10 protein-coding genes are annotated in these 12,723 nt (G+C 71.3%); 9 read left to right on the forward strand and 1 reads right to left on the reverse strand.

Annotation, left to right across the window (positions count from 1 at the left end):
• The first annotated feature begins 414 nt into the window (after positions 1-414).
• From RUMESO_RS21970 to mnhG, 6 genes are read left to right on the forward strand one after another with little or no spacing between them, the layout of a single operon-like run.
• On the forward strand, positions 415-3,300 hold the full coding sequence (locus tag RUMESO_RS21970) for a monovalent cation/H+ antiporter subunit A (protein ID WP_037283774.1): 2,886 nt from the start codon (positions 415-417) through the stop codon (positions 3,298-3,300).
• A complete protein-coding gene (locus RUMESO_RS21975) occupies positions 3,300-3,644 on the forward strand; it encodes a Na+/H+ antiporter subunit C (RefSeq protein ID WP_037283776.1) in 345 nt (114 codons plus the stop codon). Before RUMESO_RS21970 ends, RUMESO_RS21975 begins: the two co-directional genes overlap by 1 nt.
• On the forward strand, positions 3,641-5,284 hold the full coding sequence (locus tag RUMESO_RS21980) for a monovalent cation/H+ antiporter subunit D (RefSeq protein ID WP_037283778.1): 1,644 nt from the start codon (positions 3,641-3,643) through the stop codon (positions 5,282-5,284). Before RUMESO_RS21975 ends, RUMESO_RS21980 begins: the two co-directional genes overlap by 4 nt.
• Positions 5,281-5,766: a Na+/H+ antiporter subunit E gene (locus RUMESO_RS21985; RefSeq protein ID WP_037283779.1), complete on the forward strand. Its 486-nt coding sequence runs from the start codon at positions 5,281-5,283 to the stop codon at positions 5,764-5,766. The genes RUMESO_RS21980 and RUMESO_RS21985 overlap by 4 nt, the downstream gene beginning before the upstream one ends.
• Positions 5,763-6,044, forward strand: a complete 282-nt coding sequence (locus RUMESO_RS21990) for a K+/H+ antiporter subunit F (protein WP_037283781.1) — start codon at positions 5,763-5,765, stop codon at positions 6,042-6,044. The genes RUMESO_RS21985 and RUMESO_RS21990 overlap by 4 nt, the downstream gene beginning before the upstream one ends.
• A complete protein-coding gene (gene mnhG, locus RUMESO_RS21995) occupies positions 6,041-6,415 on the forward strand; it encodes a monovalent cation/H(+) antiporter subunit G (RefSeq protein ID WP_037283783.1) in 375 nt (124 codons plus the stop codon). The genes RUMESO_RS21990 and mnhG overlap by 4 nt, the downstream gene beginning before the upstream one ends.
• A gap of 41 nt (positions 6,416-6,456) precedes the next feature.
• Here mnhG and RUMESO_RS22000 read toward each other — a convergent pair whose 3' ends face one another.
• Positions 6,457-7,347 carry a LysR family transcriptional regulator gene (locus RUMESO_RS22000; protein WP_037283785.1) on the reverse strand — a complete coding sequence of 297 codons (891 nt, stop codon included), beginning with the start codon at positions 7,345-7,347 and terminating at the stop codon, positions 6,457-6,459.
• A 318-nt stretch (positions 7,348-7,665) separates the two neighbouring features.
• On the opposite strand from RUMESO_RS22000, the gene RUMESO_RS22005 reads away from it, so the two are divergent.
• From RUMESO_RS22005 to RUMESO_RS22015, 3 genes are all read left to right on the forward strand, one after another.
• Positions 7,666-9,096 (forward strand): MFS transporter, encoded by a 1,431-nt coding sequence (locus tag RUMESO_RS22005; RefSeq protein WP_037283787.1) that lies wholly within the window; start codon positions 7,666-7,668, stop codon positions 9,094-9,096.
• A gap of 29 nt (positions 9,097-9,125) precedes the next feature.
• Complete coding sequence (locus RUMESO_RS22010) at positions 9,126-9,794, forward strand: DUF2306 domain-containing protein (protein ID WP_037283789.1); 669 nt, start codon at positions 9,126-9,128, stop codon at positions 9,792-9,794.
• 238 nt (positions 9,795-10,032) lie between these two features.
• A complete protein-coding gene (locus RUMESO_RS22015; protein WP_037283791.1) occupies positions 10,033-11,550 on the forward strand; it encodes an ABC-F family ATP-binding cassette domain-containing protein in 1,518 nt (505 codons plus the stop codon).
• Positions 11,551-12,723: the final 1,173 nt, after the last annotated feature.

Consider the following 12,723-nt stretch of genomic DNA (forward strand, 5'->3'; position numbering starts at 1 on the left):
CCGAGTAGGTCGCCGCCATTGCCCGGCCTGCCATCGGAGCGCCTGGCCCGAGCCGGCTGAACGAGCGGTCGGTCGCTTCCGCGATCTCCACGACGTCCTGAGGCGCTCGCCTGCCGTGCGGCCGCTTCCCCCTTTGACGCCCTCGGTGGCGGAGCGTCGGAGACCGATCGAGCCTCACTGCTCCCATCCGCCGGCTCTGCGCGCCGGAATGTCGGGAGACCGGCCGCCATTCCGCCAAGTCAGCCATGCGGCTCCGACTTGATCTGACGCCCCTCCGCCCCTTAGTTCGATGCAGACGGCCGGACAGCGGCCGGATCCCGGCCCGGGTGGCAGCCCCGGGCCTCGCCGGTCTCCGCAAGGGACCGCCGGCGGCACGTCGGGGAGCGCCACACAAGGGAGACGTCCGACCCGAGCATGATCGAGCCGAACCTGATCCTCCTTCTTGTCCTGCTGCCCTTCGCCGGATCGCTGGTCGCGGCGACCCTGCCCTCGGGTGCCCGTACCGGCACGGCCTGGCTCTCTGGCCTGGTGCTCTCGGCGGGCCTCCTGATCCTCGCCGCGCTCCACCGTCCGGTCGCCGACGGCCAGGTGCTGCGCGCCAAGTTGTCCTGGGTGCCCTCGCTGGGACTCGACCTCGACTTCCGCCTCGACGGCTTCGCCTGGCTCTTCGTGACGCTGGTCCTCGGGATCGGCGTCCTCGTGGTGCTCTACGCCCGCTACTACTTAGCCAAATCCGATCCGGCCCCGCGATTCCACGCCTGCATCCTGGCCTTCACCGGGGCGATGGTCGGGATGCTGACCTCGGGCAACGTCCTCATGCTGGTGGTATTCTGGGAACTCACCAGCCTCGTCTCCTTCCTGCTGATCGGCTACTGGCACCAGAGCCCCGCCGCCCGGGACGGCGCCCGCATGGCGTTGGTCATCACCGCCGCCGGCGGGCTCTGCCTCCTCGCGGCGATGCTGCTCCTGGGCCGGATCGCGGGCAGCTACGACCTCGACGTCATCCTGGCCTCCGGCGCCGCGATCCGGACGCATCCCCTCTACGGGGCCACGCTGGCGCTGTTCCTGATCGGCGCCTTCACCAAGTCCGCGCAGGTCCCGTTTCACTTCTGGCTGCCCAACGCCATGGCGGCCCCCACACCCGTGTCGGCCTTCCTGCACTCGGCCACGATGGTGAAGGCCGGGGTCTTCCTGCTCGTGCGCTTCTCGCCCGCGCTCGGGGGGACCGAGGCCTGGTTCTTCGCCGTCACCGGCATCGGCATGGCCTCGCTGACCTTCGGGGCGATGGTCGCGCTCTTCCGCCACGACCTGAAGGGCCTCCTCGCCTATTCCACGATCAGCAACCTGGGCCTCATCACCGCCCTGGCCGGGATCGGCAGCCGCGCCGCCATCCTCGCCGGGATCTTCCACATCGTGAATCACGCGGTCTTCAAGGCCTCGCTCTTCATGGCCGCCGGCATCATCGACCACGAGAGCGGGACCCGCGACATGCGCCGCCTGAGCGGGCTCATCCGGCTGATGCCGGTGACGGGCACGCTGGCCATCGTGGCAGCGGCGTCGATGGCGGGGGTGCCGCTCCTCAACGGCTTCCTGTCCAAGGAGATGTTCTTCGCCGAGGCGGTGGACTGGCACAACGGCACCTGGCTCGACGACGCGCTGCCCTACATCGCCACCTTCGCCAGCGTCTTCACGGTCGCCTACTCGCTGCGCTTCATCGCCACCGTGTTCTTCGGCCCGCCGCCCGTGGACCTGCCCCAGACCCCGCACGAGCCCGTGCGCTGGCTGCGCTGGCCGGTCGAGCTCCTAGTGATGGCCTGCCTCGTGGTCGGCGTCGTCCCCGGCCTGACGCTGGGGCCGACGCTGAACATGGCCGCCCGCTCGGTCCTCGGGGCGGACCTGCCGTATTACAGCGTGGCGGTCTGGCACGGACTCAACACGCCGCTCGTCATGAGCTTCGTCGCGCTGGTCCTCGGGGCCGCGCTCTACCTCGGCTTCGCGGACCGCATCGCCCAGGGGCCCGAGGGGCCGCCGCTGATCCACCGCCTGCAGGCCCAGCGCCTCTACGAGCGCTTCATGCTGGCGGCGACCTGGACCGGCCCACGCCGGCTGCTGCGGGTGGTGGCGCCGGATCGGCTCCAGCCGCAGCTCCGGCTCATCGTGCTGCTGGCGATCGCGGGCACGGCCTACATGACCTGGGGTCGGGTCGGGATCGAGCCCAGGCTCGGCCCGACCGCGCCCAATGCCGGCTTCCTCCTGATGTGGGTGGTGGGCGGCGCCTGCGCGGTCGGCGCCGCCTGGCAGGCCAAGTATCACCGCTTCGCCGCGCTCGTGCTGCTGGGGGTCGCGGGGCTCGTGACCTGCCTGACCTTCGCCTGGTTCTCGGCCCCCGACCTCGCGGTGACGCAGCTCCTTGTCGAGGTGGTCACCACGGTCCTGCTGCTGCTCGGCCTGCGCTGGATGCCCCGCCGGCGCGAGGAGATCTCGGGCGACCGGCTCCTCGCGGCCCGCGGCCGGCGGGGCCGCGACCTCGTGATCGCCGTGGCCTTCGGAACGGCGATGTCCCTCCTGGCCTTCACGGTGATGACGCGGCCCCAGCTCTCGACCGTGGGCGACTGGTTCCTGCGCCACGCCTACTCCGAGGGCGGCGGCACCAACGTCGTGAACGTCATCCTCGTCGACTTCCGCGCCTTCGACACCTTCGGCGAGATCACCGTCCTCGTCATCGTGGCGCTGACGGTCTTCGCGCTGCTCCGCCGCTTCCGCCCCGCCGACGAGAGCGCCGGTCGACCCGAGCAGCAGGCAACTCCCACGGCCCGGGCGCTGCGCGACTACATGCTCGTCCCCTCGGTCATCATGCAGTGGATGTTCCCGGTGCTGATCGTGCTCTCCGCCTACCTGTTCCTGCGCGGCCACGACCTGCCCGGCGGGGGCTTCTCGGCCGGGGTGACGCTGGCCATCGCCTTCCTCCTCCAGTATCTCGCCGCCCATGTCCGCTGGGTCGAGTCGCGGCTGACGGTCCTGCCCGCGTTCTGGATGGGCTTCGGCCTCCTGGTCGCCGGGGGGACGGGTCTGGGCTCCTGGGTCTTCGGCTATCCGTTCCTGACGGCCCATGCGCAATACGTGGACCTCCCCCTAATCGGAGAGGTGCCGGCGGCCACCGCGATGATCTTCGACCTGGGCGTCTTCGGGGTCGTGGTCGGCGCCACGGTGCTCATGCTCATCGCCATCGCCCACCAGTCGCTCCGCTCCGCCCGCGCCCGGGCCGAGGAGGCCGAGCGGCAGCACGAGGAGGCGGCCTGATGGAGATTGTGCTCTCCGCCGCCATCGGGGTCCTGGCCGCCTCGGGCGCCTGGCTGCTGATGCGGCCCCGCAGCTTCCAGGTGATCGTGGGCCTCTGCCTGCTGTCCTACGCGGTGAACCTCTTCATCTTCGCCATGGGGCGGCTGACCGTCGGCGCCCCGGCGATCATGCCCAAGCGGGGCTTCGTGAACCCCGACGCCTACGCCGACCCGATCCCGCAGGCGCTGGTGCTCACCGCCATCGTCATCAGCTTCGCCACCACGGCGCTGTTCCTGGTGGTGATGATCGCCGCGCGCGGCTTCACCGGCAGCGACCACGTCGACGGTCAGGAGCGCGCCCCGTGACCCCCGCGCCCGAGCACCTCGTCATCGCGCCCATCCTGATCCCCTTCTTCGCCGGGGCCCTGATGCTGCTCTACGGCGACGACCGGCAGCGCAAGGCCCGGCTGATCCTGAGCTTCGGCTCCGCCATCGCCCTCCTCCTCGTCGCCCTGGGCCTCCTCGGCCGCGCCTCGCAGAGCCCCGCCGCCGAGGGGGGCGCCATGGGCTTCTACCTCCTCGGCGACTGGGCGAGCCCCTTCGGCATCGTGCTGGTGCTCGACCGGCTCTCGGCGATGATGCTGCTCCTCCTGGCGGTCCTCGCGCTCCCGGCGCTGACCTATTCGCTCGCCGGCTGGCAGAGGCAGGGGACGCATTTCCACGCGCTCTTCCAGTTCCTGCTGATGGGACTGAACGGGGCCTTCCTGACCGGCGACCTGTTCAACCTCTTCGTCTTCTTCGAGGTGCTGCTGGCGGCCTCCTACGGCCTCCTCCTGCACGGCTCGGGTGCGTTCCGGGTCGGAGCGGGGCTTCACTACATCGCGGTCAACCTGACCGCCTCGCTGATGTTCCTGATCGGGGTCAGCCTGATCTACGGCGTCACCGGCACCCTGAACATGGCGCACCTGGCCGGGCTGATCCCCACCCTGTCCGAGGCCGACCGTCCGCTCCTCCACGCGGGCGCGGCGATCCTGGCGCTGGCCTTCCTCGTCAAGGCGGGGATGTGGCCGCTCTCCTTCTGGCTGCCCACGGCCTATTCCGCCGGGGCGCCGCCGGTCGCGGCGATCTTCGCGGTGATGACCAAGGTCGGGGTCTACGCCGTGCTGCGCCTCTCCATGCTGATGTTCGGCCCCGGCGCGGGCCCCTCGCTGGGCGTCGGCGCCGAGGTGCTGATCGCGGGCGGGATGCTGACGATGCTCTTCGGCCTCCTAGGCGTCCTGGGCACGCAGGCGCTGGGGCGCATGGCCGGTCACCTCGTCCTGGTCTCGTCCGGCACGGTGCTGGCAGTGATCGGCTTCACCCTCGCGGGGGGCGGCAACGCCATGCTGGCTGGCGGGCTCTACTACCTCGTGGCCTCGACGCTCGCCTCCAGCGCCCTGTTCCTCCTCATCGAGCCCCTGAGCCGCGAGGATGGCGACATCGCGGCCATGCTGGCGCTGACGGCCGACGCCTACGGCATCGCCGACCCGCTGGAGGATGAGGACGCCGCGACGGGGCTAGCCATCCCAGGCTCGCTCGCCACGCTGGCCGTGGGCTTCGGCGGCTGCCTCCTGGTCCTCGCGGGGATGCCGCCGCTCGCGGGCTTCGTCGGCAAGCTCGCCATCCTCTCCGGCCTCCTGTCCGGCGGCGGCCTCTCGGTGCCGCAGGACTGGGCTTGGACCTTCCTGGCACTGCTGCTCCTCTCGGGCCTCGCCACGCTGATCGGCCTCGTGCGGGTCGGAGTGCAGGTCTTCTGGACCAGCGACCTCGCCGCCCAGAAGATATGGGCGCTTGAGGTCGGGCCGCCGGCGGCGCTTCTCCTGCTCGCCGCGGCGATGACCGTCCGGTCCGAGGACGTGCTTGGCTACATGGACGCGACCTCCCGCGCGCTGCACAGCCCGCCGGTCTACACCACGGGGGTGAGCCTCGCGCCTCGCGTCACCGATGGGGCGGAGGCCACGGAATGAGCCGCCTCGTCCCCTATCCGCTCCTCGTGGTCGGCCTGGTCCTGATGTGGCTGATCCTCACGCGGTTCTCGCTCGGGCACCTCCTGCTCGGCACGGGCATCGCCGTCGTCGCCGGCTGGGCCATGGGCGCGCTCGAACCCGAGAGGCCCCGGCTGCGCCGCTGGTCCGCCATCCCCGTGCTTATGGGCATCGTCGCCTGGGACATCCTGCGCTCCAACGTCGCCGTCGCCCGGCTCGTGCTGTCCGAGGGGCGCGGCGCCCGGCGCTCGGGCTTCCTGCGCGTGCCGCTGCGCCTGCGCCACCCCTCGGCCTTGGCCGTGCTGGCGATCATCGTCACGGCCACGCCCGGGACGGCCTGGGTCGAGTACGATGCCGACACCGGCGTCCTCCTCCTCCACGTCTTCGACCTGGTGGACGAGGCCGGCTGGCGCGACCTGATCCAGAACCGCTACGAGGCCCGTCTCCTGGAGATCTTCGGATGAGCGGAATGATCCTGACCCTCGCCCTCGATGTTGCGCAGGTGGCCCTGGCCATCGCGGCCCTCCTCGCCGGGGGCCGGATCCTGCGCGGCCCCCGCGCGCAGGACCGCATCCTCGGCCTTGACACGCTCTACGTGACGGCGATGCTTCTGTTCCTCGTCACCGGGATGCGCTCGGGGAGCCTGTTCTTCTTCGAGGCGGCCATGGTGATCGGCGTCATGGGCTTCGTGTCCACCGTGGCGCTGGCCAAGTTCCTCATCCGCGGCGAGGTGATCGAATGAGCCATCTCGACGCCGTGCCCCTCTGGGCCGCGATCCCGGCGGCGCTGCTGATCCTGCTGGGCAGCGGACTCACGCTCCTCGGGGCGCTGGGCCTCGCGCGGCTTCGCAGCTTCTACGATCGTCTGCACGCGCCCGCGCTGGCCACGAGCTGGGGCACGCTGAGCCTCGTGCTGGCCTCGGTGATCCTGTTCAGCACCCTCGAGCAAAGGCCGGTGGTCCACGACCTGCTGATCGGGTTCTTCGTGATGGTCACGACCCCGGTGACGATGATGCTCCTGGGCCGCGCCGCGCTGCACCGCGACCGGGCGGAGCGGTCGGCGGCCGTTCCTCCGGCGTCCCTGGCGGAGCCCGAGGAGCCAAGCCGGAGGTGATGCCCTTGCAGCCCTTCGGCGTGGCGCCGGAGGAGCGTGCCCTATCCCGAGCAGATCTCCTTCACGCGTCCCCGCAGCCAGCGATGCGCCGGGTCGGCGTCCATGCGTGGGTGCCAGAGCATCGAGACGGTGAACTCCGGGACGGAGACGGGCAGGGCGAAGCTCACGAGGCCCTCGCGCAGCGTGGACGTCAGCCGCTCCGGCACCCCCGCGATCAGGTCCGACCCGCGCGCCAGCGCCAGCGCCGCCGAGAAGCTGCCCACCGCCGTCGTGATCTCCCGCGTCAGGCCTAGCGCCTCCAGCGCCGCGTCGATGCGCCCGCCGTCGAAGCCGCGCCGGGCGATCGCGACGTGTCGCCCAGCCGCGTAGCTCTCGGGCGTGACCGTGCCCACGGCGAGCGGATGCCCCGGCCGCACCGCGCCCACGAAGCGGTCGCGGAAGAGCGCCTGCGCCCGCACCTCCGGCCCGATGGCCGCGTCCACCACGCCGGTCTCCAGATCGACCGTCCCTTCGCGCAGGGGCGTGCTGTCCTTGTCGGCCTTGAGCACGAAGCGGAGTCGCACCTCCGGTGCCTTGGCCCCCACGCGCGCAAGGAGGTCCGCCCCGAAGGTCTCGACGAAGCCGTCGCTGGTCCGCAGCGTGAAGGTGCGCTCGAGTCGGGTAACGTCCAGGAGCTCCACCGGTCGCAGCGCCGCCTCCGCCCCCTGGACGAGGGCGCCGACCCGCTCCCGCAGCTCGACCGCGCGGGGCGTCGGCACGAGGCCCCGCCCCGCTCGGACGAGGAGCGGATCGCCCGTCGCCTCCCGCAGCCGCGCCAAGGCCCGGCTCATGGCCGAGGGGCTGAGCCGCAGCCGCCGCGCGGCGCCGGCCACGGTCCCTTCCGAGAGGAGCACGTCGAGGGTGACGAGGAGGTTGAGGTCGGGTCGAGCCATGGCCGCATCCTAGCACATCGGGGGAGCCATGGCGCCCCATGCACGAACTCTGTGCATATGCCGCGCCTTCCGCCACATCGGGTGCGGGGCTACCCCGAGGGCACCGCAACCGCGCATCCGGAACTGTCCCATGATCCCCACCTGCCTTGCTCCTCTAAGATTAGCCGACATCCTGTCCGGCCTCAGGTCCCTCTGCTACGCCGGATCAGCCGAAGGCTTCGCCACGCTCCGAGCCTCCGCCAAACTTACCTCTCGGCCCTGGCTGTCCCGGTCGCCGCGACCCTCGCGCACCTGGTCGCAGCCTGAGCGGAGGCGGTCATGACAGCCTCCGTCGACGCTTCCCTCGCCAGCCGCCCCGCCCCGCCGCTCTCGATGCGCTGGACCCTGGCGGCCCTTTCCCTCTCGATGCTCCTGTCCTCGCTCGGCACCAGCATCGCCAACGTCGCCCTGCCGACCCTGGCCGAGGCGTTCCACGCCTCCTTCCAGCAGGTCCAGTGGGTCGTGCTGGCCTACCTCCTCGCCGTCACCGCGCTGATCGTCGGCGTGGGCCGGCTGGGCGACATCCTGGGCCGCCGGCGGCTGCTGCTGGCCGGGCTCGCCCTGTTCACGGTCGCCTCCGTCCTCTGCGGCCTCGCGCCGTCGCTTGGGCTGCTGATCGCCGCGCGGGCGGCGCAGGGCCTCGGCGGCGCCGCGATGATGGCGCTGACCCTGGCCTTCGTGGGCCAGTCCGTCCCCAGGGACCGGACGGGCCGCGCCATGGGCCTCCTCGGCACCATGTCGGCCGTCGGCACCGCGCTCGGCCCCTCGCTGGGCGGACTCATCATCGCGGCCTTTGGCTGGCGCGCGATCTTCCTCCTCAACCTGCCCCTGGGCGTCCTCGCCATGGCCCTCGCCGCGCACGCCCTGCCGCCGGACCGGCCGATCCCGTCCTCGGAGCGCCCCCGCTTCGACGCCTGGGGCACGCTCCTGCTCGCGGCCAGCCTCGCCGCCTACGCGCTGGCCATGACCCTGGGGCGCGGCCACCCCGGCCCGCTCAACGCGGGGCTCCTCGGGGCCGCCCTGCTGGCCCTCGGCCTCTTCGCCCGGGTCCAGAGCCGGTCGCCCTTCCCCCTGATCCGCCTTGACCTGTTCCAGGACCCCAGCCTCCGCGCGGGCTTCGCCACCAGCGCCCTGGTCGCGACGGTGGTCATGGCCACGCTGGTCGTCGGCCCGTTCTTCCTTTCGGGCGCGCTCGGGCTCGATGCGGCCCGCGTCGGGCTGGTCATGTCCGCCGGCCCGGTCGTCGCAGCCCTGACGGGGGTGCCGGCGGGCCGCCTCGTCGACCGCTTCGGCGCATCACCCATGACGCTCGCCGGACTGGTCCTGATGCTGGCGGGCTGCGGGCTCCTGGCCCTGCTCGGGGCCGCGTTCGGCATCCCCGGCTACGCGGGGCCGCTGGTCGTCGTCACCTCCGGCTACGCCCTGTTCCAGGCCGCCAACACCACGGCCGTCCTGAGGGACGTCCCCACCGACCGTCGCGGCCTGGTGTCGGGCCTGCTGAACCTATCCCGGAACCTCGGCCTCGTCACCGGAGCCTCCGCCATGGGCGCCGTCTTCGCCGCAGCCTCCGGCGCGGGCGCCCCCGACCTCTCCGGCCCGGCGGCCGTCGCCAGCGGCACCCAGGTCACCTTCGCCGTCGCGGCGGCCCTCACCGTCGCCGCCCTCGCCCTCGCCTGGCGCGCCCGAGGCCAGCCCCAGCCTTCCTCGTGACCCCCGCAACCCTCTTGAAAGAGACCGTCATGCCCATGTCCTTCAAGCCCGCGTGGCTCGTCCTGGCCGGCCTCATCCTGCTCGCGCTCGTCCCCGTGATCGCCGGCGGCGCCCGCCTTGCCGAGCTCGCCGGCCAGCCCGAGGTCACGCCCTCCAACGCCCGCTTCGTGACCGCGCCCGTCCCAGTGGTCCTGCACATCGTCTCGGTCACCACCTACGCCCTGCTCGGCGCCTTCCAGTTCTCCGACGGCCTTCGTCGCAGCCATCCCCGCTGGCACCGCATCGCGGGGCGGGTGCTGGTCCTCGCCGGCCTCCTCGCCGCGCTGAGCGGTCTCTGGATGACGCAGGCCTACACGCCGCCGCCCATGGACCGGGGCCTCACGCTCTACCTCGTCCGCATCGCGGTCGGCACGGGGATGACGGCCTCCCTGACCCTCGGCATCGCCGCCATCCGGCGCGGCGACATCACCCGCCACCGGGCCTGGATGATGCGCGCCTACGGCCTCGGCATGGGCGCAGGCACGCAGGTCCTGACGCACCTGCCCTGGACCCTCCTCATCGAGATGCCAAACTCCACGACCACCCGCGACGTCCTCATGGGCGCCGGCTGGGCCATCAACATCGCCATCGTCGAGTGGGTCTTGGTCCGGCGCACCCGGCTCGGACGCCAGCAGGCGGTCGCACCCCTGGTGTCCTGACCCCCGGAAAGGCTTGACCGGGGCCTCGCGATCCCTAGGCTCACCCATCAGGTCATCCTTTGCCCCAGAGGCCGTCGTGAGCCCGACGTCGTTCCACGAGCGCAACCCCGGACCTGATCCTGCCCTGCGGCACCGTTCGCAGGGCTGATCCGGGAGACATCGTCACGCCTCTCTCGGTCGGCCCATCTGGCGGCTGGCGCCTTGCCGGCGGCCCCGACTCACCGATCCGAGACACGACATGACCCTCATCGCCTGCAAGGACCTCGGCGTCACCCTGGGTGCGCCGCTCTTCTCCGACCTCACCTTCTCCCTCGCCAAGGGCGACCGCCTCGGCCTCGCCGCCGCGAACGGCCGGGGCAAGTCCACGCTCCTGCGCTGCCTTGCCGGAACCCACGAGCCGACCTCCGGCGAGGTGACGCGCGCCCGCGGCCTGCAGGTCGGGCAGGCGCAGCAGGACGTGCCTGCCGACGCCCTCGCCCTGCCGCTGCGCGAGGCGGTGCTGCGCGCCCTCCCTCCGGAGCGGCAGGACGGCGAAGACTGGCGCGTGGACATCGTGCTGGACGACCTGGAAGTGCCCGAGGACCTGCGCGACCGGCCCCTCGGCGCCCTCAGCGGTGGCTGGCAGCGGACGGCGCTCCTGGCCCGCGCCTGGGTAATCGAGCCCGACGTCCTCCTGATGGACGAGCCCACGAACCACCTTGACCTCGGGCGGATCGGGTTCCTCCAGACCTGGCTCGCGACGGTGGCGCGGGGCACGGCCGTCGTGGTGGCAAGTCATGATCGCGCCTTCCTCGACGCCGTGACGGCCAGGACGCTGTTCCTTCGCGAGACACGGTCGCAGATCTTCACCCTGCCTTACACACGCGCCCGGGCTGCTCTGGCCGAGGCCGACGAGGCCCTGGAGCGACGTTTCGAGAACGATATGAGGCAGGCGGCTCAGTTGCGGCGGCAGGCGGCCAAGCTCAGGAACATCGGCATCAACTCGGGCTCCGACCTCCTCGTGGTCAAGACCAAGCAGCTTCGGGAGAGAGCCGACCGGCTTGAGGAGGCAGCACGACCCGCGCATCAGGAACGCTCGGCCGGGACGATCCGCCTTGCGAACGGGACCACGCCGTCCAAGGCGCTGGTCGCCCTCGACGACGTGGCCGTCGCCACGCCGGACGGGCAGCTCCTGTTCCGGACGGGCAAGCTCTGGATCAACAGGGGCGATCGCGTCGTGCTCCTGGGCCGCAACGGCAGCGGCAAGTCCCGGCTCATGGCGCTCGTCCACCGGGCGGTGCAGGGCGACGTGCCAGGCCTGAGCGTCGCGCCCACGGTGGTCGAGGGCTGGTCGGACCAGGGGCTGGGCCAGCTCAACGCCTTCGCGACGCCCTGGGCTGCGGTGACGGAACGCTTCGACGTAGGCGACCAGAGGGCGCGGGCGCTGCTGGCCGGGGCCGGGATCGGGGTCGACCTGCAGGGGGTCCATCTCTCGGCGCTCTCGGGCGGGCAGAAGGCGCGGCTCGCCATGCTGGCGCTGCGCCTCACGCGTCCCAATCTCTACCTGCTCGACGAGCCCACGAACCACCTCGACATCGATGGGCAGGAGGCCTTGGAGGAGGAGCTTTGCGCCCAGGAGGTCAGCGGCCTCCTCGTCTCGCACGACCGCGCCTTCGTGCGCGGCGTGGGTACCCGGTTCTGGCAGATCCAGGGCCGCAGGCTCGTGGAAGTGGATGGGCCGGAGGCGTTCTTCCGGGACGCGCTCGCGGGTGGATGAGACTGGCAGCGGGTAGCCCCGTTCCCTGCCTAGGAGATTCGAGGAGCGGGGTTGCCGGGGCGTGGCCGGGACGCCTCTGCGACATTGCTCGCTTCCTTGCAAGGTTTGATGACGGCCGGCGCCTTCGGTTCATGACGAGCGCATGGCTACATCGTCCGTGGTCGTCCGGCTTTGTTCACCGACGGCCACGTCGGAGCAGGGCTTTGGGGGCTCTCCCGCTATGCGGCGAAATGGGCGTCCGACATGGCCCCAGTGGACGCGGCAAGGAACGTGGAACCACGGGCGAAGGACCAAGTAGCCTTCGAAAGGTGTGGGCCTCTCCCTGCTGGCCGCGCCGATTGGCAGCAGGCTTTGACGGCTCAAGTGCCGGATACTTGGGGTCGAGAAGCGGCTCGCGAGCCGACCGGCGGGGGGGTCCTGCCGCCGAGCAGCATGGTCGTCGCGTTGTCGCGCGCGATGAACTGGACCCGCAACGGGAGCAACAGCGGCGATCGGGTCGCTGCCAGCCTATCGAGCCGAGCCTTACGGGATTCGGGCTGTGTTCAAGTTGCTGGGCCAATAGGGAGCTTGGAAAACGGCCAAATGCATCCGCGTCTTCGAGCCGGGTCATTCCGGTATGTAGGTGATTGCCAACCTTCGGGCTACGGACTGGTGCCAGCGCCTTGCAAGGAGAGCTCATCCGAAGCCTTGACGAGCGCTGGGCCGAGCCACCGATGGAAGCCGGCCTCCAATGAAGGTGTTGCTCGCCTCTGAGGGGAGCGAGCCGAAGGGACGAGGAAATCAGGGCGTTGGAGCGGCCCTGGTGCAGGTAGATTGGTTCGCATCCCGTCCGCATATTGGAGGTGCGGAACGGACTTGGCCTTTACTCAGGCTCGGCCCGGGGAGAACGCAGATCGTCAACGGCCGTCCGACCTAGCCCAGTCAGGTTCGATCTGCTCCCCATCGGTAGCATTGCTCAACCAAGCATCGTTGGAGAAACCGCGTGCCGTCGTGTCCCGCCCGACCCGGCGCGGGTGCCCGACAAGATGGGTCTGCCCGGCAACCCGGCCCTCGGCATGACCGAGGTGGCCCCGTTCGGTCGCAGGATCCAGCACGGCCGTGGTCCGCCGTGTCAGGCATGTTCAGCATGGACCTCGCGCGGAAACGGGGCCGTGCCGTCTTGGAACAAGCCGG

It is taken from the genome of Rubellimicrobium mesophilum DSM 19309, assembly GCF_000600335.2.
GTDB lineage: Bacteria > Pseudomonadota > Alphaproteobacteria > Rhodobacterales > Rhodobacteraceae > Rubellimicrobium > Rubellimicrobium mesophilum.

Bases quoted from the DNA above. Each gene is read 5' to 3' on its own strand.
- RUMESO_RS21970 (WP_037283774.1), top strand. From the start codon at position 415: ATGATCGAGCCGAACCTGATCCTCCTTCTTGTCCTGCTGCCCTTCGCC.
- RUMESO_RS21975 (WP_037283776.1), top strand. From the start codon at position 3,300: ATGGAGATTGTGCTCTCCGCCGCCATCGGGGTCCTGGCCGCCTCGGGC.
- RUMESO_RS21985 (WP_037283779.1), top strand. From the start codon at position 5,281: ATGAGCCGCCTCGTCCCCTATCCGCTCCTCGTGGTCGGCCTGGTCCTG.
- RUMESO_RS21990 (WP_037283781.1), top strand. From the start codon at position 5,763: ATGAGCGGAATGATCCTGACCCTCGCCCTCGATGTTGCGCAGGTGGCC.
- mnhG (WP_037283783.1), top strand. From the start codon at position 6,041: ATGAGCCATCTCGACGCCGTGCCCCTCTGGGCCGCGATCCCGGCGGCG.
- RUMESO_RS22000 (WP_037283785.1), bottom strand. From the start codon at position 7,347: ATGGCTCGACCCGACCTCAACCTCCTCGTCACCCTCGACGTGCTCCTC.
- RUMESO_RS22005 (WP_037283787.1), top strand. From the start codon at position 7,666: ATGACAGCCTCCGTCGACGCTTCCCTCGCCAGCCGCCCCGCCCCGCCG.
- RUMESO_RS22010 (WP_037283789.1), top strand. From the start codon at position 9,126: ATGCCCATGTCCTTCAAGCCCGCGTGGCTCGTCCTGGCCGGCCTCATC.
- RUMESO_RS22015 (WP_037283791.1), top strand. From the start codon at position 10,033: ATGACCCTCATCGCCTGCAAGGACCTCGGCGTCACCCTGGGTGCGCCG.